Consider the following 20,639-nt stretch of genomic DNA (forward strand, 5'->3'; position numbering starts at 1 on the left):
AATGCCGGTCGGTTTTCTGACTCAAGAGCAACGCGACGGTTTTGGCCGCTATGTTGATTCGCCCAGCCGTGAAGAGCTGGAACGTTACTTCCACCTGAGCGATGAAGACCGTGAAGCCATCCAGGTGCTGCGGGGTAACCATAACCGTCTGGGTTATGCCGTTCTGCTGACCACCGTCCGCTTCGTTGGCGTTCTGCCGGACAAGCCCGCCGCCGTGCCGGTGGAAGTCCTGCAGGTGCTTTGCCGACAACTGGCGATTCCAGACCCCGACTGCCTCCAGCGCTATAGCGATCATCGCCGCTGGATACATGCCACCGATATTCAGAACCGCTTTGGCTATCGTCATTTCACCGATCCGGGCATCGGCTTTCGCTTGAGCCGCTGGCTGTATGCCCTCTGCTGGACGGGCACCGACCGGCCGGGAGTGCTGTTTGAGCGAGCCACCTCGTGGCTGTTCACACAGAAAGTCCTCCTGCCTGGTGTGTCTCAACTAGAGCGCTTTATCGCCCAGTTGCGCAGTCGGGTCGAAGAACGCCTCTGGTTTACGCTGGGCCGCAGCGTGACTGAGGAACAGCGATTGCAACTGCAAGACTTGCTGACGGTGGCCGAAGGCAACCGCAGCTCCCGGCTGGATCAATTGCGCTCCGGCCCGGTCATGGTCAGTGGCCCCGCGTTGATTCGGGCACTGCGCCGGCTCGATGACGTGCGCGGCATCGGCATCACCTTGCCGGCGGCGGCGCACATCCCTCCCAGCCGTATCGCCGCCCTGGCCCGCTTCGCCAACACGGCCAAGGTCACCGCGATTAATCGGCTGCCGGCGTCGCGGCGGATGGCGACACTGGTGGCCTTCGCACTCTGCCTGGAGGCGACTGCGCACGACGACGCACTGGAAGTCCTGGAGGCCTTGCTGCGCGACCTGTTCAGCAACGCGGAGAAGGCCGACAAGAAAGCCCGCATGCGCAGCCTGAAAGACCTGGATCGGTCGGCCGCGACGCTCGCCGCCGCGTGCAAGGTCGTGCTGGACAGCTCGATCAGCGATGACAACGTGCGCGCCCGGCTGTTCAACGACCTGCCGAGGACCACCCTGGAAAAGGCCCTGGAAGAGGTCAACGCGCTGATCCGCCCGGTAGATGACGTCTATTTTCTTGCATTGGAAGCGCGCTACCGCAGCGTGCGCCGCTTCCTGCCCGACCTGCTCAAGCACATCCGCTTCGGCTTCAGCCCGGCCGGCAAGGGCGTGGCGGCTAGGGCCTGTTAACACAACCTCAGTCCGTCAACGATCAGGGCAAAATTAACGAAGCCGATGAACATGACATCGAGCTTTTCAAAGCGGGAGAAAATTCTGCGAAATCCTTTCAAGCGCCGAAACAGACGCTCTACCTCATTTCGGCGCTTATAGATTTCTCGGTCATATTCCCAGGGATTGATGCGAGTCCTCAGCGGAGGAACCACTGGGATAAAGCCCAGGTCCAGCGCAAGCTGACGGGTTTCGTTGCCCTCGTAAGCGCGATCCATCAGCAGATGCAGCGGTCTTCCTTGCTCGCCCAGCTTGCGAAGCAGGTCGCGACCTGCCGGTGCGTCGTGTGCCTGCCCGGGTGACAGGGAGAACGCTATGGCTGTTCGATCATTCGCGGCAACCAGATGAATCTTGGTGTTCCAACCGCCTCGGGATTTTCCAATAGCTTGAGGGCCGTTTTTTTTCGAGCGCCAGTGCCATCGGGATGCACCTTGATGCTGGTGCTATCCAGGGACACCGCCTCGATCTTGATCCGGACAATTTGGGATTGCTGCAACTGGGCGAACACCCGATCCAACACACCCGACCTCGACCAGCGGCTCATGCGGGTGTAGATGGTGTGCCAATTGCCAAAGCGCTTCGGCAAGCCGCGCCACTTGCAGCCATGCTCAGCGACATAGAGGATCGCGTTCAACACGTTCAGGTTGGACAGACTTACGTTGCCCCGCTGTCGCGGGAAGCAATGCTCAATGATCGAGAATTGTTCGGGGGTAATTTCCATGCGCGAAGTATCACACATGGAGAGACTTGAAGCTAATTAGCGTTAACAGGCCCTAGTCTGGAGTGGCTGCAACTGAACCTGCCGCGCCGGAAGCCAGAGGATGACGCGCCGCAGGAGATCGTGGCCAAGGCTTGGCAGAAGCACATCACCCGCGAAGATGGCTCCCTCGACATGGGTGCCTATGTGTTCTGCACGCTCGATGCGCTGCGCACGGCCCTGCGCCGCCGCGATGTCTTCGTCTCGCCCAGTTGGCGCTATGCCGACCCGCGCCTTGGCCTGCTCGACGGTGCCGAATGGCTGGCGGCGCGACCGATCATCTGCCGGTCACTGGGCCTGACCATCGACGCCAAAACCACCCTGGACGCCTTGTCCGTCGAGCTGGATGCAACCTGGCTGGCAGTAGCCGCGCGCCTGCCCGACAACCCGGCGATTCAACTGAGCGAGAACACCGAGGGCAAGACCGAACTGTCGCTCGGGGCGCTGGACAAGCTGGACGAGCCCTGCTCGTTGCTGCAACTGCGGGCGGCCGTGTCTGACCTGATGCCGCGTGTCGATCTGCCGGAAATCCTCTTGGAAATCGCCGCCCGCACTGGCTTTTCCGAGGCCTTCACCCATGTCTCCGAACGCAATGCACGCGCCGACAACCTGGTCACCAGCCTCTGCGCGGTGCTGTTGGGCGGGGCCTGCAACACCGGCCTGGAGCCCTTGATCCGCACCGACAACCCGGCGCTGCGCCGTGACCGGCTGTCCTGGGTCAGCCAGAATTATATCCGCGACGACACCCTGTCAGCGGCTAACGCCATCCTGGTCGGAGCGCAAAGCCAACTGGAACTGGCCCAAGTCTGGGGTGGCGGCGAGGTCGCCTCCGCCGATGGCATGCGCTTCGTCGTACCGGTGCGCACCGTGCATGCCGGCCCCAATCCGAAGTATTTCGGCACCGGCCGGGGTGTCACCTGGTACAACCTGATTTCCGACCAATTCTCCGGCCTCAACGCCATCACCGTGCCCGGCACGCTGCGCGACAGCCTGGTGTTGCTGGCGGTCGTGCTGGAACAGCAGACCGAGTTGCAGCCGACGCAAATCATGACCGACACCGGGGCCTACAGCGATGTGGTGTTCGGGCTCTTCCGCCTACTTGGCTACCACTTCAGTCCGCGGCTGGCCGATGTCGGCGGTACCCGCTTCTGGCGCACGCGCCCGGACGCGGACTACGGCAAGCTCAACGGGCTGGCCCGCCAGTCGGTCAAACTCGACCTGATCGCCGAGCACTGGGACGACCTGCTGCGCCTGGCCGGCTCGCTCAAACTCGGCCGGGTGCCGGCGACTGGCATCATGCGCACGCTGCAAACGGGAGATAGACCCACCCGGCTGGCCCAGGCGCTGGCCGAATTCGGGCGGATCGAAAAGACTCTGCACACGTTGACCTATATCGACGACGAGTCCAAGCGCCGCGCCACCCTGACCCAGTTGAACCGAGGCGAAGGCCGGCACAGCCTGGCCCGCGCCGTGTTCCACGGCAAACGCGGCGAGCTCCGCCAGCGCTACCGCGAAGGCCAGGAAGACCAGCTCGGTGCTCTGGGCCTGGTGGTGAACATCATCGTGCTGTGGAACACCCTCTACATGACGGCGGCCGTGGAACGGCTCAAGCAGCACGGCTATCCAGTGCTGGAAGAGGATTTGGCCCGGCTATCGCCGCTGATCTACGAGCACATCAACATGCTCGGGCGGTATTCCTTTGCGGTACCGGAAGAAGTTGCGCGCGGCGAGCTGCGGCCACTGCGTAATCCAGACGACGACCTGTGATCCCCCTAAACGCTATGAGCAACACCCAAGCTGCTGCTGGATCGGCGGGCACTTCACCGAGCCGAACGAACAGAAAACGCAGCAATCCCCTGGGTTGGGGCGCAGCAGCGCCTTGCAGTTGCTGCACTCGTAATAGAACTGGCAGGCGTCCGTGGGCATGGTTTCCGGCTTGGCGAAGCCGCAGCGCGGGCAAGTCAGCACGGACTCAAGGACAATGGCGCTCATCGTGACCTCACTTCTGCACTGTGGAGGGGTATCCCGCGTTCGCGGTCGCCTCAGTCAGTGCCTCGGGCTGGGCCTTATCGGGATCGTAGGTGACGGTCGCCGTCTTCTGGTCGAAATTGACCTGGACGTCACTCACGCCGGACACCTTCTCCAGCGACTTCTTGACCGTGATCGGACAGAGTCCGCACGTCATGTTCTGCACGTCGAGCGTGACGGTTTTCGGGGGAGCCGCCAGCGCCACGAAGGGCAAGGCGAAAAGCACGGCGATCAGCAGTTTGCGCATGGTTAATCTCCTTCAGTAGAACAGCGGGGCGAGCCACGGCACGGCCAATAGGCCGAGCAGCAGCACGCTGACGATCCAGAACACGAGTCGCTGTCGCACGAGCGTGCGCGGATCGGCGCAGGGTGTACCTGGCGTACAAACCTGTGGCACCAGGTAGAGCTTGCGGAATGCCAATCCCAGGAACAGTAGAGTCAACCCGATGAAGAGGGGGCGTAGTGGCTCCATCATGGTCAGAGCGCCCACCCACGTACCGCCGACACCGAGTGCCAACAGCACCAGTGGCCCGACACAGCACACCGACGCACCGATGGCGGTCAGCGAACTCGCGACCAGCGAGCCTTTCCCGGTGAGTTGCATCCCCATTCCCATCTCCTGAGCCTGATTGCCTAGGTGCTATTCTAAACTCCGTACCAAAGTACGGAATCAAGGAGAAAGTGATGGCCACAGAGCTGACCATTGGCAAGCTGGCAGACGCCGCCGGGGTGAACGTCGAGACGATCCGCTACTACCAGCGACGCGGGCTGCTGGATGAACCAGCCAAACCCTTGGGTGGCCATCGGCGCTATCCGGTGGACATGGTGAAGCGACTGCGTTTCATCAAGCGGGCTCAGGCGCTGGGTTTCACGCTCTCGGAAGTCGGTGGACTGCTGACGCTGGATGAGTCGTGCGCCTGTGCCGAAACGCGAGCACGGGCTGCACGCAAGCTCGCGTTGATCGAGCAGAAGATGGCCGACTTGGTCGTCATGCAGCAACTGTTAGGCGAACTGGTGCAGCAATGTGATGCGGGAGACGGCGGAACGATCTGCCCGATCATCGAGGCACTGATCAGAGAGTAATGCCTGGCGGGTGAGCTGGAGATCGGAAAGCCCCTTTACGGTGGGATTCAGAGCTTACGTTGGTTTTTGGTTCCATTGCTCCCCAAACCCCAGGTACTGTAAAATAGAAGAGTGAGCACTTGATTTGCTGGTGCTTTCAAACAACGGTGTTGTTTTTTTAACAGCCGAACTGGAAAGGGAGGCTGAGCTGCTCAGTGATCACTTTATCCGTTGGCTGATTTACGCCGGCATGTTCGCTACAGGCACTGAACGACAACGCAGATGGTATGGTCTGTGCGTTCTGACTCGTCAAGGATCGGCCAATGGATCGTTTGTCTAATTTGCTCTCGCGGTTCGGCGTGCGGGCCAATCTGTTCTATGACGGCGACCTATGCGGCTCTGCATCTTACGATGGCGCCGAGCGGCGAGGTTATATCCATCTGCTTCAGGCCGGCAGCGTGACGTTGCTTGGTCCCGATCGCAAGGATTTGCAGCTCACTCGCCCTAGCTTGATTTTTATGCCACGCCCCGCCAAGCATCAATTGTTTGCGGGTGAGTCCGATGGCGCAAAGTTGTTGTGTGCTTCCATGGAGTTTGAGGGCGGAATTGATAATCCTTTGTCGGCTTCATTACCGGACTGTTTGGTGCTCGCACTCGATGATCTGCCCATGCTGGCAGACACGTTGGAGTGGATGTTTGCCGAGGCGGCAAATGTGCATTGTGGAAGGGAAGCCGTGCTTGAGCGCTTATTTGAGCTCCTAATCATTCTGTTGCTCCGTTACCTGCTCGATCATCACCAGTTGCGCACCGGAATGATGGCTGGACTGGCCGACATGCGGCTTGCCCGATCGCTTTTACAGATGCACAACTCCCCGGAACATGCCTGGTCAATAGCAGAGCTGGCCAGTGAGTCAAATATGTCACGCGCTGCGTATGCCGTGCATTTCAAGAGTGTCATCGGACAGACGCCTGCTGATTATTTGTTGAGTTGGCGAGTTAGCCTGGCTCAGAAGCTGATGCGAGAAGGGCGCTCGATTACGCTGATTGCAGCTCAAGTCGGCTACGAAAGTCCTTCGGCGCTGTCTCGCGCATTTAGACGCAAGACGGGGTTGAGCCCTCGTGACTGGTTGAAAGATCTGGCGGGGGAAAATGATGGCAAAAAGGCCTAAGGCATTACTGCCTTAAGCCATTGAAAAAATTATGCATTAATTTTACGTTTTTCCAGTTCAACCAGCGAATGGCCTGCCACAAATATCGAAACAGCAAGCAACCCTAAGTCTTTAAGCAGAAACTGACCTGGCGCAACGGAAATCGCCGGAAACCCTAAACTAGGCTCAATGACGCCCGGAGTGGAAAACATAAAGCTAAGGGTTGTGAAGAACAGGCCTGCAGACAGAGCGCCTCCTACCACGGATAGTTTGGGCGACAGCATGCGGCCTGCGATCAGAGTGCCGATCGAAATCTCTAGTATGCCGAGCAGGCTGGAGAACATGTCGACCGAAAAAATGCTATACACCCATCCCAAAAGCGGGCTGTTGCTCACCAGTGGAACCAGGCCCTCGGCCTCGTAGTGGGTAAATTTCATGCCGCCGAACCAGAAGTAAATAATAGCGAGAGCCAAGTACGCGCCATAGATACCTAGCCCCATAGTTTTGGTTCCAAGCGTTAAGTGGGCCTGTACGCTGGACTTCGAGTTTTCAATGCCTATGGTTTTCATGTCTGAGCTTCCAGTAGTGAGTGAGAGTGTGTTGGCTGCCGAACGCCGTATGCGTTGGCGATGAGATGATTATGGCTGGCATCTCTAATCAAGAGGCATCAGAAAGTATTGATTTCAGTGCAGATCGTCTTGGGCGGTGCAATTCGCGATGAAGGGATCGCCGTGGAGAGCGATGAGTGTTGGCGCTGATGGAAAATTGACCCACCCTGCCGATTGAAATTTGACCCAGGGCGGATTGCTGATTTTGTTACCAGCAACTGTGGATAAGTCTACCAGCGCAGCTGCTGTTGCCCCCACTCCTTCGCTAGCCCAGTTCAGTTGTTTAAGACCTGCCACACGCAGCCATGTAGCAGGCCGTCGTCGCCATGAAATCAGAACGGCTCATCGTCCTCCGGTTCCTGGCCGCCCTTACGCTTTCGCTCCCGTGATTTGATCTTGGCCTGGGCCGCCAAGCTACTGTGTTGCAGGCGATAGGACTCGTTACCGGTTTCGACGATGTGGCAGTGGTGGGTCAGCCGATCCAGCAGGGCGGTGGTCATCTTGGCGTCGCCGAACACGCTCGACCATTCGGCGAAGCTCAGGTTGGTGGTGATCACCACGCTGGTGTGTTCGTACAGCTTGGACAGCAGGTGAAACAGCAACGCACCGCCAGCCTGGCTGAACGGCAGATAACCCAGTTCGTCGAGGATGACCAGATCCATGCGCAGCAGTGCCTGGGCGATCCGCCCGGCTTTGCCGTCGTGTTTTTCGCGCTCCAGCAGATTGACCAGATCGACCGTGGAGTAGAAGCGCACGCGCTTACCGTGCCGGGTGATGCCGGACACGGCCAGCGCGGTGGCTAGGTGGGTTTTACCGGTGCCTGGCCCACCGATCAGCACCACGTTCTGCGCGGTGTCGGTAAAGGCCAGGCTGGCCAGCTCGCTGATCAGGCGTGCGTCGGCGCTAGAGGCGTTGAAATCGAAGCTGGCCAGATCGCGGTGCATCGGCAGCTTGGCCATGTTCATCTGGTGGCTCACCGAGCGCATGGCGCGATCTGTGTGCTCTTGTTCCAGCAGGTGTTCGAGCAGCCACTTGGATGAGGCTGTGTTCGACTCACCCTGTGCAGTTAACTCCGCCCAGGCCGTGGCCATGCCGTGCAGGCGCAGTTCCTTGAGTTCCGCCATCAAATCACGCATGACCGATCTCCTTGGTCTGGCCACGCAGGCGGTCGTAGCGCGCCGTGTTGGCGACGGGGGCTTCCTTGAGCGACAAGTGGGTTTCGACGCTGGGCGGCGGTTCGGATGCTGTCAGCCGTGCCACGACATTGAGGATGTGTTCGGCGCTCAGGCTGCCGCTCTCCAGTACCAGCTCAACGGCTACCAGCACGGCATCGAGTCCGGCGACCGGTACGGCAGCCAGGACTTGCGCCATGATCCGGTCACCGCCGGCATGACGCCCCAGACCGTGCTTAAGCTGACGCAGCGGCGCTGGCAGATCAGTAAAGGGCGCTCCGTTGCGCAGCGCGCCGGGCTTGCGCTCAATCAGCGGGATGTAGTGCTGCCAGTCGTAGCTGACCTGTTCGCGATCCAGCAAGCGCGCATGGCTGGCAATCAGCGCATCATCGGCCACCACCTCGATGCGGGTCGGATACAAACGGCTGCTGACCCACTTACCCGCGTACTCACACGGCACCGAGTAACGGTTGCGCCCGACACTGACCAGGCAGGTGCTGGAGACCCGCGCAGGCCGCTCGACGTAACCGTCGAAGGCCGCGGGCATAGGCATCAGTTCGGCGCGCTCCAACTCCAGTACCTCGGCCACACTGAGCCCGCTGTATTGAGGGTGCGTCAGCTCGTTCCAAAGCGCGCGGCAGCGCTGGCCCAGCCAGGCATTGAGTTCCTCGAAGGAGTGAAACTGGCAGTCCTGGGCGTCTAGCCAGATACGCCTGCGGCTGTCTTGCACGTTCTTTTCAACGATGCCCTTTTCCCAACCAGCGGCGACGTTGCAGAAGTCCGGATCGAACAGGTAATGCGCGCACATCACCGCAAAGCGCGCATTCACCGCCCGGCCTTTGCCCTTATTGACCTTGTCGACGGCGGTCTTCATGTTGTCGTAGATGCCCCGGCGCGGCACGCCGCCCAAGGAGCCGAACGAGCGTGTATGGGCGTCAAATAACATCTCATGGCCCTGGCTCGGATACGCCACAAGCCAGAACGCACGGCTGGCACACAGCTTCAGATGTGCCACCTGCATACGCCGGTAAATGCCGCCGACCAGCAAGCCTTCCTCGCTCCAGTCAAACTGAAACGCCTCGCCAAGAGCAAAGGTCAGCGGCACAAAGGCCTGCGACGCCTTGCCCTGTCCCCCTCGCCAGGCACGGATAAACGCGGTGAGCTGGCTGTAGCCACCGTCATAACCATCGGCTTTGATTTGCGCCAACAGCGCCTTGGCACTGCGCCGCTGTTGCTTGGGCCGCAGCGAATCGGCTTTTAGCGCCTGCTCCAGCGTGGCGTGAAAAGGGCTGAGTTTGTTGAAGATCGCGCGGCGTTGGTAGACCGGCGGCTTGGCCTCAGGTGCTCTGACCCACTTGCGAATCGTGTTGCGCGCCAACCCGGTGCGCTTGGCTATCTCATGCAGCGACAGCTTGTCGCGGAAATACATCCGGCGAATTTTGCCCATCATTTCCATACTGATCACCCTGTGTTCTCCTGCTCAAAAATTGAGCAGAAGCAGTTGAACACCTGGGTCAGTTTTCAGTCGGCAGAACAGCCTCTACTGGGTCAGTTTTCGGTCAGCGGCAACAATCCGCTACTACCAGCGACGCGGGCTGCTGGATGAACCAGCCAAACCCTTGGGTGGCCATCGGCGCTATCCGGTGGACATGGTGAAGCGACTGCGTTTCATCAAGCGGGCTCAGGCGCTGGGTTTCACGCTCTCGGAAGTCGGTGGACTGCTGACGCTGGATGAGTCGTGCGCCTGTGCCGAAACGCGAGCACGGGCTGCACGCAAGCTCGCGTTGATCGAGCAGAAGATGGCCGACTTGGTCGTCATGCAGCAACTGTTAGGCGAACTGGTGCAGCAATGTGATGCGGGAGACGGCGGAACGATCTGCCCGATCATCGAGGCACTGATCAGAGAGTAATGCCTGGCGGGTGAGCTGGAGATCGGAAAGCCCCTTTACGGTGGGATTCAGAGCTTACGTTGGTTTTTGGTTCCATTGCTCCCCAAACCCCACATACCAAGCTATGGATTATCTGGATGAGTCGTTCTGGCGGCTCCTGCATGATTATCGAGTCTTCGCAGTATTCGATGAAATCCACCACTGTGCAGGCCATGACCCTCTGCTCAGCAATGCTTGGGGGCAGCAGATTCTTCAGAGGGTTCAGGATCGAGCCGCTTTCACCCTCGCGCTCTCAGGTACACCATGGCGCTCTGATGACCGGGCAATAGCTCTGGCCCGTTACTCCTCGCCAGAAGGAAAGCTGATTTGCGACTATCGCTATGGCTTGAGTGAAGTGTAGTGGTCAACTGATCCCGGACACTGTTTTAAGTTTTTCTTCTGCCACTACCGGTGCGATCCCCCCATTGAAGGCATGGGGCCGCTCCTGATTGTAATATCCCATCAGGTAGCTGCTGATATCCTTCCGGGCAGCGGCCAGGCTGTGGTAGCCCATCGGCGGTATCCATTCCGTTTTCAGGCTGCGGAACAGACGCTCCATGGGGGCGTTGTCCCAGCAATTTCCACGACGGCTCATGCTCTGTACCAGGCGGTAACGCCAGAGCCTTTGCCGGAACTTGCGACTCGCATACTGCGACCCTTGATCCGAATGGAACATAACCCCGTGGGGGCGCCCACGCTGTTCCCAGGCATGATCCAGAGCCTGAACAACCAGATCTGCATCGGCGGTATCAGACATAGCCCAGCCGACCACCCGACGGGCATACAGATCCAGTACTACCGCCAGATAGCTCCAGCGCTGCCCCGTCCAGATGTAAGTGATATCACCACACCAAACCTGATCAGGCTGTGCCACATCAAACTCCCGATCCAGTCGGTTAGGGATATCCAGCCGCTCCACTGTTGCTCGTTTGTACGCGTGAGGCCCCGGCTGCTTGCAGACCAAGCCCAGCTCGCTCATCAGCCGGCGCACCTTGAAGCGACCGATGCCGACTCCCTGGTCGTTCAGTAAACCCTGTATGGTACGGCTACCTGCGGAGCTGCGGCTTTTGTTGAACAGCTCGTTAACCTGGGCCCTCAGGGCTACACGCTCAGCATCCACACGCTGGACCTTCTGGCGGTGTTCGTAATAACAGGAACGATTGATATCAAAGGCTGCGCACACCATGTCAACCGGGGCTTGCTCTCTCAACTGGTCAATCAGCGTGTACGTTTCCAGTCGTCCGACATCAAGAGAGCGGTAGCCTTTTTTAGGATGGTCTTCTCCATCTCCAACCGCCGGCAACGCTCTTCCAACTCCTGAATTCGCTGCTGCTCTGGCGTCATGGCTTTGCCTTTAGGGGTTACACCCTGCCGCTCCTCAGTGAGCTGTTTGACCCATTTGCGCAGGACACTTTCAACCACACCCAACGATAGGCTGGCTTGAGTAATGCTGTAGCCTTGGTCCAGCACCAGGCTGGCTGCTTCCTGTTTGAATTCAGGGGTAAAAGTACGTCGCTTTCTTGTCATCGAACACCTCTCAATGGCGAGTATTGTCGCCTAGTTGGTGTCCGGTTTCATTAGACCACTACAAAGCCATCGCTGAAGGCGTGTGTCGATCGCCTCGTATTGTTCTTTTGGACAATCAAAAAGTCACTGTTGTAGAGGAGCCTGTGGTTGGGCCTGCTGCAAGGCTATTTCCTAGTATTGCCGCGCTGCTTACGGAGTCCCCGGTTACTTACGAGAGCCTTCTGCGCCATGATGAGGTAGTTGATCAGCTACTCAGGCTCGGGCGTGCAAAGTTGAGTGAGGTCCGCCGATCTAAGCCAGATGCCGCTGGGCTGGTGGTTTGCACCGATATAGAACACGCGCAGCGAACAGCAAATGCTTTGGCAGCTGAGGGTGAGACCTGTCTGGTCGTTACCAATAAAACGCCGGACGCTCAGCAGGTGATCAGCTCTTTCAGGCATAACGATTGCCGCTGGATCGTAGCGGTAGGGATGATTAGTGAAGGGACAGACATCCCGCGTCTGCAGGTGTGTTGCTATTTGAGCCGAGTCCGCACAGAGCTTTATTTTCGTCAGGTGTTGGGAAGGGTGCTGCGTAGAACGTCGGGCACTGATGAGCAAGCTTGGCTGTTCATGCTGGCAGAGCCGACTTTGAAGGGCTTTGCCGAGCGAATTGCTGAGGATCTGCCGGAGGACCTAGCGGTTCTGAGCCAGTTTGATTTAACAGCTGCTTCTTCCGAGTCCTACCTGTCAGAGACCGATGCCGGCGGTCTTGCAATGATCGGCCAAGGTGACCAGGAACTTGACTCCCCGAACTGCGGGCATGATGGTGAAATTGTCCCGGCTCTGGATAGCCCACGCTACCAAGTCAGTTTTTCTCCGCACTATCGGGAGCTGTTGTTTGAACCGCCCCGGGTTTCGCGGAGGCTTCAACTCCTGAGAAGATGAAGCCATGAACAAGACAAACAAGTTTTCCCCTGAAGTCCGTGAACGAGCCGTGCGGATGGTGCAAGAGCATCGCGGCGACTATCCCTCGCTGTGGTCGGCGGTCGAGTCGATTGCACCCAAGATCGGCTGCGTACCCCAAACGTTGCTGGAATGGGTCAAGCGTGCAGACGTCGATGCCGGCGTACGGCCGGGCGTCAGCACAGCCGACGCGCAACGCGTCAAAGAGCTCGAGCGCGAGGTCAAGGAGTTGCGCCGGGCCAACGAAATACTCAAGGTGGCCAGTGCGTTTTTCGCCCAGGCGGAGCTCGACCGCCGGCTGAAGTGATCTACGCTCTGGTGGATGGACACCGGGATGCTTTTGGGGTCGAGCCAATCTGCACGGTGCTGCAGATTGCCCCGTCAGCCTATCGCCGGTATGCCGCCCGCCGTCGAAATCCGGATTTGCAAAGCCACCGAGCCCGGCGCGACAGCAAGTTGATGCCAAAGATCGAAGCTGTGTGGAACGCGAACCTGCAAGTTTACGGTGCTGACAAGGTTTGGAAGCAGATGAACCGTGAAGGAGACGCCGTGGCCCGCTGCACGGTCGAGCGGTTGATGCGACGACTTGGCCTGCGCGGAGTCCGGCGTGGCAAGATCGTCCGCACCACAGTCAGCGACCACAAGGCTCCGTGCCCGCTGGACAAGGTGAACCGGCAGTTCCGAGCCGACCGACCGAATCAGTTGTGGGTGTCCGACTTCACCTATGTTTCCACTTGGCAAGGCTGGCTGTACGTGGCCTTCGTTGTGGACGTCTTTGCCCGGCGCATTGTCGGCTGGCGGGTGAGCCCATCGATGACAACCGACTTCGTGCTGGATGCGCTGGAACAGGCCTTATACGCACGTCAGCCTGAACGCGGTAGCCATCTGATCCACCATAGCGATCGCGGGTCGCAATACGTCAGTATCCGCTACAGCGAACGGTTGGCCGAGGCTGGCGTGGAGCCGTCGGTAGGCAGCAAAGGGGACAGCTACGACAATGCCCTGGCTGAGACGATTAACGGCCTGTACAAGGCCGAAGTGATCCACAGACGCTCGTGGCGCAATCGTGAGCAGGTGGAACTGGCCACGCTCCAATGGGTGCATTGGTTCAATCACCAGCGACTGCTCGAACCCATCGGATATATACCGCCGGCAGAGGCTGAGGCAAACTACTATCGGCAACTAGCCAGTCAGGCTTCCAAGGTGGCGGCTTGACTTAAACCAAACAGCCTCCGCGAAACCCGGGGCGGTTCAATATGATGCTCCTGCGTCAATTCAATAACCGTGTTGCACTCAGCTCCTGCAACCGCCTGGTTTATTTTCCATCTCACGTGCGTCCCTCTCAAACCGCACTGGAGATCAGTGATCGCGGGGGCGATTCAGGAGATTGCGAGCTAAGAGGCGGTGCTTAAGAGTTAGCTATATCTGGAGTTTGCAATGAGTGAATCGCACCCGATCTCGTAGTAACCACTATGCATTTCTGCTCGACGGCTGATATTGGCTGTTAACGATGGCGATGTCGACAAGCTGCTTCTGGTCGACACCTGATTGCTCGGAAGCTCGGGGTGGGGCGTTCAACGGTTTACCGGTATTGGGTCAAGGGTAATTAAGGAGCACCCTGCTCTTCTGCTTCCTGGTGGCGGCTAAAGGTCGGGTGACGAACCTAGTAGAAAGCCACCTCTGGATTGACAAGATTTGATGAATTTCGGTGCAAATGGCAAAACGTGAAATTCGTCGAAGATCACCACGCCGACACCCGGCAGCTCCGGGTCATCCTGTAGCAGGCGCTGGAGAATCCCTTCGGTGACCACCTCGATACGGGTGGCGGCGCTGACCTTGCTGTCCAGACGGATGCGGTAACCGACCGTCTGCCCGACCGGCTCACCCAGCAGCTCAGCCAGTCGCTCGGCGGCCGCTCTGGCCGCCAGTCGACGCGGCTCAAGCATGATGATCTTCTGCCCGGCCAGCCAATCGCATTCAAGCAGCGCCAGCGGCACCAGTGTTGTTTTCCCCGCGCCGGGCGGCGCTTGCAAAACCAGCGAATGCTGTTCAGCAAATGTTTGTTTGAGCTCGGGCAGAATCAGCGAAACGGGAAGGTTGTTCATGAGGCCGGGACTGACAAAAATGAGCCCGCATTATAGCGGCCGCAGACTTTCCGTCACTCGGGTCGCCCGCTATGCTAGGACGGTTTTTCGGTCCAACCTCCTGCCGTGAGTCCTTCTCCGTGAATAGCCGTCTCAAATCGCTGGCCGCCGTCGTACTCTGCACTGCTCTGACCACCCAACTCAGCGCCTGCGGCACCATCTTCTACCCCGAACGCCGTGGTCAGATCAGTGGCCAGATCGATCCGGGGGTGGCCATTCTCAACGGTATCGGCCTGCTGATTTTTATCATCCCGGGGCTGATCGCCTTCGGCATCGACTTCACCACCGGCGCCATTTATCTGCCGGGCGGCAAATACAGCGTGGCACCAGAAACATTGCAGCAGGCAGTCGATGCTGATGGCCGGGTCGATACCGCCGCGCTGCAGCACATTCTCAAGCAAGAGCTGGGGAAGGACTTGCCGTTGGCACAGGCGCGCCAGATCAGGGCCGACTCAACCACTCAGTTGGCAATGTTGCAACTGACGGGGCGTGGCTGATGAGCAAACCGCACGCAATGGGAGAAGAGCGCGCCCGGCTGCTGCGGCTGGCTACCCGCGCCTCGGTCGGCGTGGCACTGGTGCTGATCGCGCTGAAGGCTACCGTTTGGCTGACCACCGGCTCAGTCAGCCTGCTGGCCGGCCTGATCGACTCGCTGATGGACGCCGCCGCCTCGATCATCAACCTGTTCGCAGTTGGCTATGCACTCAAACCCGCCGACAAGGAACACCGCTTCGGCCACGGCAAGGCCGAGGCGCTGGCTGGCCTGGCACAGTCGGCCTTCATCACCGGCTCGGCCGTACTGGTGTTGCTGCAGGGCATCAACCGCCTGCTCCACCCCGAACCGCTGGAAGCCGCCTGGGCCGGCATCGCCGTCATGGTCTTTTCGATCATCGCAACCCTTGCACTACTCGCGATCCAGAAGCACGTTATCGCCCGCACCAACTCCACCGCGGTTGGTGCCGACTCACTGCACTACAAGTCTGACCTGCTGCTGAATCTGAGCATCATCGTTGCGCTGCTGCTGGCCCAGTTCGGCATTCAGCGGGCCGACGCGCTATTTGGTCTGGGCATTGCGCTCTTCATTGGCTACGGCGCGGTACGTATCGGACTGGATGCGATTCAGATTCTGATGGACCACGAACTGCCGGACGAGGTTCGCGCCGAAGCCCTGCGCATTGCCCGCGCGGTGCCGGACGTCATCGACGTACACGAGCTGCGCACCCGCGAGTCCGGCCAGCACTGGTTCATGCAGCTGCACCTTGAGTTACCCGCTACCCTGACTCTGGCCGACGCCCACGCGCGTGGCGAGCAGGTTCGGCTGGCAATTGTCGAGCGCTTCCCGCAGGCCGACGTGCTGGTTCACAAGGACCCGGCATAGACCATCAGCTGGAAGCCATGAGTTTGAGCAAGTGGCTGATCTATGGGCAAGCCCGCAGCCTTCAGACTGCAAATAAAAAAAGGCGAGCTGCCTGCAGGGCAGCTCGCCTTTTTACGTCCTCCTCCACCCTCTTGGGATGATGCCTTTGCTCCCGTGCCTCGTGGGCTGGGTAACCGACTGGCCTCACACCTTCTGGATGCTGTGGCCCCGTTTCGCCTTGTGGACGAAGCGGTCTGGACGATCGGCTTCGGCTGAATCTGGTGAAAATAATATCCCTATCTGCGGGAAATAAATTACCTGTTTTTGCACATAATCTTGCGATATGAGCAACAAGTAACTAAAAATACATAAAAACGCGCAACTGAGAAAAGCACCATGAATAATCTCGACCTGGATCGCTACGATCTGAAGATTCTCGCCGCCTTGCAGCACGACGCCCGCATCAGCAACCAGGAGCTGGCAGAGCGGATTGGCCTGTCGCCTTCGCCCTGTTCGCGCCGGGTGAAAGCGCTGGAAGAAAGCGGACTGATTCGGCGCCAGGTAGCGCTGCTGGATCCGGCCAAGCTCGGCCTCAAGCTGACAGCCTTCGTGATGATAGGAATGGACCGCCACACCCCGGAACGCTTCGCCGGTTTCGAGAAAGTCATCAGCCAGTGCCCTGAAGTGCTGGACTGTTGTCTGGTGACCGGAATGGACGCCGACTACCACCTGCGCGTCGTCGTCCCGGACATGGAACACTACCAGCAACTGCTGCTGGGTACGCTGACCCGTATCGAGGGGGTTTCCAGCGTCCGCTCCAGCTTTGTACTGAATCAGATCATCGCCAGCACCGAACTGCCGCTGAAACATCTGGGTCTGAACTAGCCAGAACCCGACGGGCAGGCAGATCGACTAGCCGGTATACTGCTGCCCCACCTTTTTCTCAACGGAGCCGCTCGTGACCTACGAACAGTTCGAAACCATTGCCATGCCGCTGATGATCTTTGGCCTGGTTGCCTTCATGGGCTTTATCGTCTGGGATCTGGCCAAGGAGTCCAAAGCCGGACGCTACGGCACCGCAGTGCTGTTCTTCGCTCTCGGCCTGGGCGTGTTTGCCTTTATCGTCAAGGAAGTCATGATCATGGTGCTGGAGCACTGACCGATTCAGCCGCTCATCTGACCATTATCCCCGCTGCCCCAACATCTGAATCCTGATTCACTAGACCAACAAGAAGTGAATAAGGATTCAGAGCATGGCCTACCGCACCACCGCCAGCCGCATCGAGCGCGATCAGGTACTGCGCGAACATATTCTTGATTGCGCCGTACAGCAGGTCGCCGATGGAGGCTTCTCGTCACTGACAATGAGTACGCTGGCACGCAGCGCAGGCGTCGCCACCGGCAGCCTGTACCGCCACTTCGCCGGCAAAGGCGATCTGGCCGCCAGCGTCTTTGTCAAGGCAACTCGCCTGGAACTCGATACACTCAAGCAACAATTCCAGGCCCCCGGGCGCGCCGTTGATCGCCTGCGCAATGGCCTGACCCAGTTCGCCGCACGCGCCTGGCACAGCCGCCAACTCGCCTACGCACTGATCGCCGAACCTGCCGAAGAGGAAGTCGAAACCCAGAGACTGTACTTTCGTCAGGCCTACGCCACCCTGTACGGCGAACTGATTGCCGAAGGTATCGCCGATGGCAGTTTTCAAGTCGAAAACATCCCCCTCACATCCGCCTGCGTGGTTGGCGCGGTCGCCGAATCACTGGTCGGCCCGTTGTCGCCCCAGGCCCGAGCAGACCGCGAAAGCGGCCTGCCCAGCGAGACGCTGGAAGCCGTCACCCTCGCCATTGTTCGTTTCTGTCTGCGCGCCATCAACGCCAAGGAGGTCCCATGAGTCAGTTGCATCAGTATGCCGAAACCCATGAAGTCACCAATCAGGTGCCACCGCTGGAAGGCCTCAACCTGTACCGCAGCGACCTGCCGCTGCAGGAATGGGTTCGCCGCTACGACGGCGGCTGGGCCGACGGGCAGCTCAGCGCCTACGGCCAACTGGCCGGTGGCGCCTTGATGGAAGCGGGCTTCCTTGCCAACGAGAACAAGCCGGTATTCAGGAGCCACGACCGCTACGGCCACCGCGTGGACATGGTCGACTTTCATCCTGCCTATCACGAACTGATGGCCGCCGGCATCAAGGCGGGGATTACCAGCGCCCCCTGGAATGACCCGCGCCCCGGTGCCCAGGTCGCCCGCGCCGCGACCATGTACCTGCACAACCAGGCAGAGGCCGGTACCAGCTGCCCAATGACCATGAGCTATGCCTGTGTGCCTGCGCTGCGTCTGCAGCCGGACCTCGCCGAGATCTGGCTGCCGAAGATCCTGTCCGGCCAGTACGACCCGCGCAACCTGCCGATTGCGCAGAAGACCGGCGCCACCATCGGCATGGCCATGACCGAGAAACAGGGCGGCACCGATGTGCGCGCCAACACCACCCGCGCCTACCCGGTCGGCGTCGGCGGCCCGGGCCAGGCCTACGAACTGGTAGGCCACAAGTGGTTCTGCTCGGCGCCGATGTGCGACGCCTTCCTCACTCTGGCCTATACCGACAAGGGCCTGAGCTGCTTCCTGCTGCCGCGCCACCGCCCGGACGGCAGTCGCAACGAATTTTACGTGCAGCGCCTGAAGAACAAGCTCGGCAACTGGGCCAACGCCTCCAGTGAAGTCGAATATCGCGGTGCATTGGCCTGGATGATTGGCCCGGAAGGCCGCGGCGTGCCGACCATCATCGAGATGGTCTCGCTGACCCGCTTCGACTGCATGATCGGCTCCAGCTCGCTGATGCGTCAGGCGCTGACCCAGGCCGCGCACCACTGTGCCCATCGCACGGTAGGCACCCGGGTACTGAATGAGCAGCCGCTGATGCAGAACGTGCTGGCCGATCTGGCGCTGGAAAGCGAGGCCGCGCTGGCCCTCACCATGCGCATGGGCAAAGCCATCGACAACGCCCATGATGCGCAGGAAGACAAGTTCGCCCGCCTGGTCACCGCCATCGGCAAATACTGGATCTGCAAACGTGCGCCGGGAATGATCAACGAAGCGCAGGAATGCCTGGGCGGCGCCGGTTACGTTGAAGAAACCATTCTGCCGCGCCTGTACCGCGAAGCGCCGGTCAACTCGATCTGGGAGGGTTCGGGCAACGTGCAGTGTCTGGACGTACTGCGCGCGCTGTCGAAGGAGCCGGGGGTCCTCGATGCGCTGTTCGCCGAACTGGGTGACGGTCATGGCTCCAGTGCGCTCAAGCAGCGCATCGAGCGGATCAAGCAGCAGTTCGCCGACACCGACGACATTCAATACCGCGCCCGCCAGCTGACCGAAGACGTGGCCGTCGCACTGCAAGCCAAACTGCTGCTGGAAGCCGGTAACAGCACCGTCTCCGACGCCTTTATCGCCAGTCGGCTCGGCGAACACGGCCAAGCCTACGGCACCCTGCCGCGCGGTCTGGATGTCGAAGCTTTGGTCGCCCGCTCGACGCCGGCCAGCCTGTAAGGAAACGCACATGGCACTCGACCAAAGCACCATCGAAGCCCGGGTAGATGCCGGCTTCAAACGGGCCAACTTCATTGCCGATCTCGGTATCCGTCCAACCGCCTGTGGCTCTGGCTGGGTAGAGGCAGAGCTGCCAATTCTGCCCCGGCACTTCCAGCAGGGCGGCTTTGTGCACGCCGGGGTGCAAAGCACTCTGGCCGATCATACAGCTGGCGCTGCCGCTGCCACCTTGCTGGACGACGGCTACAGCCTGCTGACCGTCGAGTTCAAGGTCAACCTCCTGCGTCCGGCGCAATGCGAAACGCTGCTGTGCCGCGCCGAGATACTGAAACCGGGCAAGCAGATCTGCGTCGCAGAGGCCGAGGTTTTTGCCTTGCAAAACGGCGAAAAGCGGCTGTTCAGCAAAACGACTGTCACCCTTGCGGTGCTGCCGCTTGCCGCTACACTGCCGCGCTGACCCAGCCCAGGATAGCCGCAGATGAACCAACGCCCACGCCCGTCGAACCGCCCGCGACCAGCCGGAAAGCCGCGCCGCACGCCAGCGGCGCCGCCGGCCAACCCAAAACTGATCGCGTTGAACAAGCCGTTCGATGTGCTGACCCAGTTCACCGACGGTGACGGTCGGTCGACACTGGCCGACTTCATCAAAACCCCCGGCGTCTACCCAGCCGGGCGACTGGATCGCGACAGCGAAGGCCTGCTGCTGCTGACCAACGACGGCCGCCTGCAGGCACGCATCACCGATCCGAAGCACAAGCTGCCGAAGACCTACTGGGTACAGGTGGAAGGCGAACCCAGCGAGGAGCAGTTGGCGCAGCTGCGCGCCGGCCCTGAGCTGAACGACGGCCCCACTCGTCCGGCCGAGGTAGAGCAGATTGATGAACCCGCCCTGTGGCCGCGCAATCCTCCGGTACGCTTTCGCAAGAGCGTGCCAACCAGCTGGTTGGCGATCACCATCCGCGAAGGCCGCAACCGCCAGGTCCGGCGCATGACCGCAGCGGTCGGGCTACCCACGCTGCGCCTGGTGCGCGTGCGCATCGGTGACTGGACCCTCGGCGATCTGCAGCCGGGGCAGTGGCGTGAACTGCCAAGCACCGGCTGAAACCCGAACAGCAAGACCCCATCA

Annotated in this window: 23 protein-coding genes, 3 pseudogenes and 1 other annotated feature; of the genes and pseudogenes, 17 read left to right on the top strand and 9 right to left on the bottom strand. The window is 60.0% G+C overall.

Features of this window, described 5'->3' with window-relative positions; genetic code table 11:
* The first annotated feature begins 1 nt into the window (after position 1).
* A complete protein-coding gene (locus ACZ5WQ_RS08875; protein WP_464383599.1) occupies positions 2–1,258 on the top strand; it encodes a DUF4158 domain-containing protein in 1,257 nt (418 codons plus the stop codon).
* Here the strand turns inward: ACZ5WQ_RS08875 and ACZ5WQ_RS08880 are convergent.
* Positions 1,255–2,018 (bottom strand): IS5 family transposase gene (locus tag ACZ5WQ_RS08880; RefSeq protein ID WP_106735623.1). Its coding sequence is split into 2 segments (ribosomal slippage): positions 1,255–1,703 and positions 1,703–2,018, totalling 765 coding nucleotides; the frame shifts between segments, so codons are not numbered across the junction. The genes ACZ5WQ_RS08875 and ACZ5WQ_RS08880 overlap by 4 nt on opposite strands.
* A 54-nt stretch (positions 2,019–2,072) precedes the next feature.
* Between ACZ5WQ_RS08880 and ACZ5WQ_RS08885 the strand changes: the two are divergent.
* Positions 2,073–3,821 (top strand): annotated as a pseudogene (locus ACZ5WQ_RS08885) (Tn3 family transposase); the annotation flags it as partial.
* Between the two features lie 12 nt (positions 3,822–3,833).
* On the opposite strand, the gene ACZ5WQ_RS08890 reads toward ACZ5WQ_RS08885, so the two are convergent.
* The 3 genes from ACZ5WQ_RS08890 to ACZ5WQ_RS08900 are packed head-to-tail and all read right to left on the bottom strand — an operon-like array spanning position 3,834 to position 4,692.
* Positions 3,834–4,046, bottom strand: coding sequence for a GDCCVxC domain-containing (seleno)protein (locus ACZ5WQ_RS08890; RefSeq protein ID WP_003089113.1), 213 nt, complete (start codon positions 4,044–4,046; stop codon positions 3,834–3,836).
* Positions 4,047–4,053: 7 nt separating this feature from the next.
* The gene (gene merP, locus ACZ5WQ_RS08895; protein WP_003150552.1) at positions 4,054–4,329 is read right to left on the bottom strand and encodes a mercury resistance system periplasmic binding protein MerP; all 276 of its coding nucleotides are present in this window, start codon (positions 4,327–4,329) and stop codon (positions 4,054–4,056) included.
* A 12-nt stretch (positions 4,330–4,341) separates the two neighbouring features.
* Positions 4,342–4,692 (bottom strand): mercuric transporter MerT family protein, encoded by a 351-nt coding sequence (locus ACZ5WQ_RS08900; RefSeq protein WP_003089115.1) that lies wholly within the window; start codon positions 4,690–4,692, stop codon positions 4,342–4,344.
* Between the two features lie 74 nt (positions 4,693–4,766).
* Here ACZ5WQ_RS08900 and merR point away from each other — a divergent pair, with 74 nt between their 5' ends.
* Both merR and ACZ5WQ_RS08910 read left to right on the top strand, forming a co-directional pair.
* Complete coding sequence (gene merR, locus ACZ5WQ_RS08905; RefSeq protein ID WP_003089120.1) at positions 4,767–5,165, top strand: Hg(II)-responsive transcriptional regulator; 399 nt, start codon at positions 4,767–4,769, stop codon at positions 5,163–5,165.
* A gap of 302 nt (positions 5,166–5,467) precedes the next feature.
* Positions 5,468–6,313 (top strand): cupin domain-containing protein, encoded by an 846-nt coding sequence (locus ACZ5WQ_RS08910; RefSeq protein WP_464383600.1) that lies wholly within the window; start codon positions 5,468–5,470, stop codon positions 6,311–6,313.
* Positions 6,314–6,342: 29 nt separating this feature from the next.
* Here the strand turns inward: ACZ5WQ_RS08910 and ACZ5WQ_RS08915 are convergent, their stop codons facing one another.
* The 3 genes from ACZ5WQ_RS08915 to istA form a co-directional block, all read right to left on the bottom strand.
* The gene (locus ACZ5WQ_RS08915; RefSeq protein WP_003464991.1) at positions 6,343–6,861 is read right to left on the bottom strand and encodes a YkgB family protein; all 519 of its coding nucleotides are present in this window, start codon (positions 6,859–6,861) and stop codon (positions 6,343–6,345) included.
* A 371-nt stretch (positions 6,862–7,232) separates the two neighbouring features.
* Positions 7,233–8,036, bottom strand: coding sequence for an IS21-like element ISPst3 family helper ATPase IstB (gene istB / locus ACZ5WQ_RS08920; protein WP_011911830.1), 804 nt, complete (start codon positions 8,034–8,036; stop codon positions 7,233–7,235).
* Positions 8,029–9,528 carry an IS21 family transposase gene (gene istA / locus ACZ5WQ_RS08925; RefSeq protein ID WP_407093075.1) on the bottom strand — a complete coding sequence of 500 codons (1,500 nt, stop codon included), beginning with the start codon at positions 9,526–9,528 and terminating at the stop codon, positions 8,029–8,031. Before istA ends, istB begins: the two co-directional genes overlap by 8 nt.
* Positions 9,529–9,643: 115 nt before the next feature.
* Between istA and ACZ5WQ_RS08930 the strand changes: the two genes are divergently transcribed.
* Both ACZ5WQ_RS08930 and ACZ5WQ_RS08935 read left to right on the top strand, forming a co-directional pair.
* A complete protein-coding gene (locus tag ACZ5WQ_RS08930; RefSeq protein ID WP_085057491.1) occupies positions 9,644–9,982 on the top strand; it encodes a MerR family DNA-binding protein in 339 nt (112 codons plus the stop codon).
* A gap of 91 nt (positions 9,983–10,073) precedes the next feature.
* Positions 10,074–10,355: pseudogene (locus ACZ5WQ_RS08935) on the top strand (diguanylate cyclase); the annotation flags it as partial.
* A gap of 9 nt (positions 10,356–10,364) precedes the next feature.
* Here ACZ5WQ_RS08935 and ACZ5WQ_RS08940 read toward each other — a convergent pair.
* A protein-coding gene (locus ACZ5WQ_RS08940; protein ID WP_464383047.1) for an IS3 family transposase occupies positions 10,365–11,527 on the bottom strand; the annotation gives its coding sequence in 2 pieces (ribosomal slippage) (positions 10,365–11,272 and positions 11,272–11,527; 1,164 coding nt in all).
* 65 nt (positions 11,528–11,592) lie between these two features.
* On the opposite strand from ACZ5WQ_RS08940, the pseudogene ACZ5WQ_RS08945 reads away from it, so the two are divergent.
* The 3 genes and pseudogenes from ACZ5WQ_RS08945 to ACZ5WQ_RS08955 form a co-directional block, all read left to right on the top strand.
* A pseudogene (locus tag ACZ5WQ_RS08945) lies at positions 11,593–12,453 on the top strand (DEAD/DEAH box helicase); the annotation flags it as partial.
* 4 nt (positions 12,454–12,457) lie between these two features.
* Positions 12,458–13,686 (top strand): IS3 family transposase gene (locus tag ACZ5WQ_RS08950; protein ID WP_123891115.1). Its coding sequence is split into 2 segments (ribosomal slippage): positions 12,458–12,746 and positions 12,746–13,686, totalling 1,230 coding nucleotides; the frame shifts between segments, so codons are not numbered across the junction.
* Positions 12,736–12,852 (top strand) — a sequence feature (AL1L pseudoknot). (Overlaps the previous gene by 117 nt.)
* Before the next feature lie 350 nt (positions 13,687–14,036).
* Positions 14,037–14,081 carry a hypothetical protein gene (locus ACZ5WQ_RS08955; RefSeq protein WP_464383639.1) on the top strand — a complete coding sequence of 15 codons (45 nt, stop codon included), beginning with the start codon at positions 14,037–14,039 and terminating at the stop codon, positions 14,079–14,081.
* Positions 14,082–14,114: 33 nt separating this feature from the next.
* On the opposite strand, the gene ACZ5WQ_RS08960 is transcribed toward ACZ5WQ_RS08955, so the two are convergent.
* The gene (locus tag ACZ5WQ_RS08960) at positions 14,115–14,576 is read right to left on the bottom strand and encodes a DEAD/DEAH box helicase (protein WP_464383601.1); all 462 of its coding nucleotides are present in this window, start codon (positions 14,574–14,576) and stop codon (positions 14,115–14,117) included.
* Between the two features lie 119 nt (positions 14,577–14,695).
* Here ACZ5WQ_RS08960 and ACZ5WQ_RS08965 point away from each other — a divergent pair, with 119 nt between their 5' ends.
* The 8 genes from ACZ5WQ_RS08965 to ACZ5WQ_RS09000 all read left to right on the top strand — a co-directional run bounded on the left by ACZ5WQ_RS08965 (position 14,696) and on the right by ACZ5WQ_RS09000 (position 20,615).
* The gene (locus ACZ5WQ_RS08965) at positions 14,696–15,112 is read left to right on the top strand and encodes a polyribonucleotide nucleotidyltransferase (RefSeq protein WP_233048300.1); all 417 of its coding nucleotides are present in this window, start codon (positions 14,696–14,698) and stop codon (positions 15,110–15,112) included.
* Positions 15,112–15,993, top strand: a complete 882-nt coding sequence (locus ACZ5WQ_RS08970) for a cation diffusion facilitator family transporter (protein WP_228245285.1) — start codon at positions 15,112–15,114, stop codon at positions 15,991–15,993. The genes ACZ5WQ_RS08965 and ACZ5WQ_RS08970 overlap by 1 nt, the downstream gene beginning before the upstream one ends.
* A 375-nt stretch (positions 15,994–16,368) precedes the next feature.
* Positions 16,369–16,857, top strand: a complete 489-nt coding sequence (locus tag ACZ5WQ_RS08975; RefSeq protein ID WP_233048302.1) for an Lrp/AsnC family transcriptional regulator — start codon at positions 16,369–16,371, stop codon at positions 16,855–16,857.
* Between the two features lie 103 nt (positions 16,858–16,960).
* Complete coding sequence (locus ACZ5WQ_RS08980) at positions 16,961–17,131, top strand: DUF2788 domain-containing protein (RefSeq protein WP_088273917.1); 171 nt, start codon at positions 16,961–16,963, stop codon at positions 17,129–17,131.
* Between the two features lie 94 nt (positions 17,132–17,225).
* The gene (locus ACZ5WQ_RS08985; protein ID WP_228245282.1) at positions 17,226–17,864 is read left to right on the top strand and encodes a TetR/AcrR family transcriptional regulator; all 639 of its coding nucleotides are present in this window, start codon (positions 17,226–17,228) and stop codon (positions 17,862–17,864) included.
* Positions 17,861–19,513, top strand: a complete 1,653-nt coding sequence (locus ACZ5WQ_RS08990; protein ID WP_269686924.1) for an acyl-CoA dehydrogenase family protein — start codon at positions 17,861–17,863, stop codon at positions 19,511–19,513. Before ACZ5WQ_RS08985 ends, ACZ5WQ_RS08990 begins: the two co-directional genes overlap by 4 nt.
* A gap of 10 nt (positions 19,514–19,523) precedes the next feature.
* Entirely contained in the window at positions 19,524–19,970 is a 447-nt protein-coding gene (locus ACZ5WQ_RS08995; protein ID WP_228245279.1) for a PaaI family thioesterase, read from the top strand.
* Between the two features lie 21 nt (positions 19,971–19,991).
* Positions 19,992–20,615: a pseudouridine synthase gene (locus tag ACZ5WQ_RS09000; protein WP_228245278.1), complete on the top strand. Its 624-nt coding sequence runs from the start codon at positions 19,992–19,994 to the stop codon at positions 20,613–20,615.
* Positions 20,616–20,639 lie beyond the last annotated feature (24 nt).

This window comes from Halopseudomonas sp. T1L2 (assembly GCF_055397385.1).

Bases quoted from the DNA above. Each gene is read 5' to 3' on its own strand.
- ACZ5WQ_RS08990 (WP_269686924.1), top strand. From the start codon at position 17,861: ATGAGTCAGTTGCATCAGTATGCCGAAACCCATGAAGTCACCAATCAG.
- ACZ5WQ_RS08975 (WP_233048302.1), top strand. From the start codon at position 16,369: ATGAATAATCTCGACCTGGATCGCTACGATCTGAAGATTCTCGCCGCC.
- ACZ5WQ_RS08995 (WP_228245279.1), top strand. From the start codon at position 19,524: ATGGCACTCGACCAAAGCACCATCGAAGCCCGGGTAGATGCCGGCTTC.
- ACZ5WQ_RS08890 (WP_003089113.1), bottom strand. From the start codon at position 4,046: ATGAGCGCCATTGTCCTTGAGTCCGTGCTGACTTGCCCGCGCTGCGGC.
- ACZ5WQ_RS08915 (WP_003464991.1), bottom strand. From the start codon at position 6,861: ATGAAAACCATAGGCATTGAAAACTCGAAGTCCAGCGTACAGGCCCAC.
- istB (WP_011911830.1), bottom strand. From the start codon at position 8,036: ATGCGTGATTTGATGGCGGAACTCAAGGAACTGCGCCTGCACGGCATG.
- merR (WP_003089120.1), top strand. From the start codon at position 4,767: ATGGCCACAGAGCTGACCATTGGCAAGCTGGCAGACGCCGCCGGGGTG.
- ACZ5WQ_RS08970 (WP_228245285.1), top strand. From the start codon at position 15,112: ATGAGCAAACCGCACGCAATGGGAGAAGAGCGCGCCCGGCTGCTGCGG.
- ACZ5WQ_RS08910 (WP_464383600.1), top strand. From the start codon at position 5,468: ATGGATCGTTTGTCTAATTTGCTCTCGCGGTTCGGCGTGCGGGCCAAT.
- ACZ5WQ_RS08960 (WP_464383601.1), bottom strand. From the start codon at position 14,576: ATGAACAACCTTCCCGTTTCGCTGATTCTGCCCGAGCTCAAACAAACA.
- istA (WP_407093075.1), bottom strand. From the start codon at position 9,528: ATGGAAATGATGGGCAAAATTCGCCGGATGTATTTCCGCGACAAGCTG.
- merP (WP_003150552.1), bottom strand. From the start codon at position 4,329: ATGCGCAAACTGCTGATCGCCGTGCTTTTCGCCTTGCCCTTCGTGGCG.
- ACZ5WQ_RS09000 (WP_228245278.1), top strand. From the start codon at position 19,992: ATGAACCAACGCCCACGCCCGTCGAACCGCCCGCGACCAGCCGGAAAG.
- ACZ5WQ_RS08875 (WP_464383599.1), top strand. From the start codon at position 2: ATGCCGGTCGGTTTTCTGACTCAAGAGCAACGCGACGGTTTTGGCCGC.
- ACZ5WQ_RS08900 (WP_003089115.1), bottom strand. From the start codon at position 4,692: ATGGGGATGCAACTCACCGGGAAAGGCTCGCTGGTCGCGAGTTCGCTG.
- ACZ5WQ_RS08985 (WP_228245282.1), top strand. From the start codon at position 17,226: ATGGCCTACCGCACCACCGCCAGCCGCATCGAGCGCGATCAGGTACTG.
- ACZ5WQ_RS08980 (WP_088273917.1), top strand. From the start codon at position 16,961: ATGCCGCTGATGATCTTTGGCCTGGTTGCCTTCATGGGCTTTATCGTC.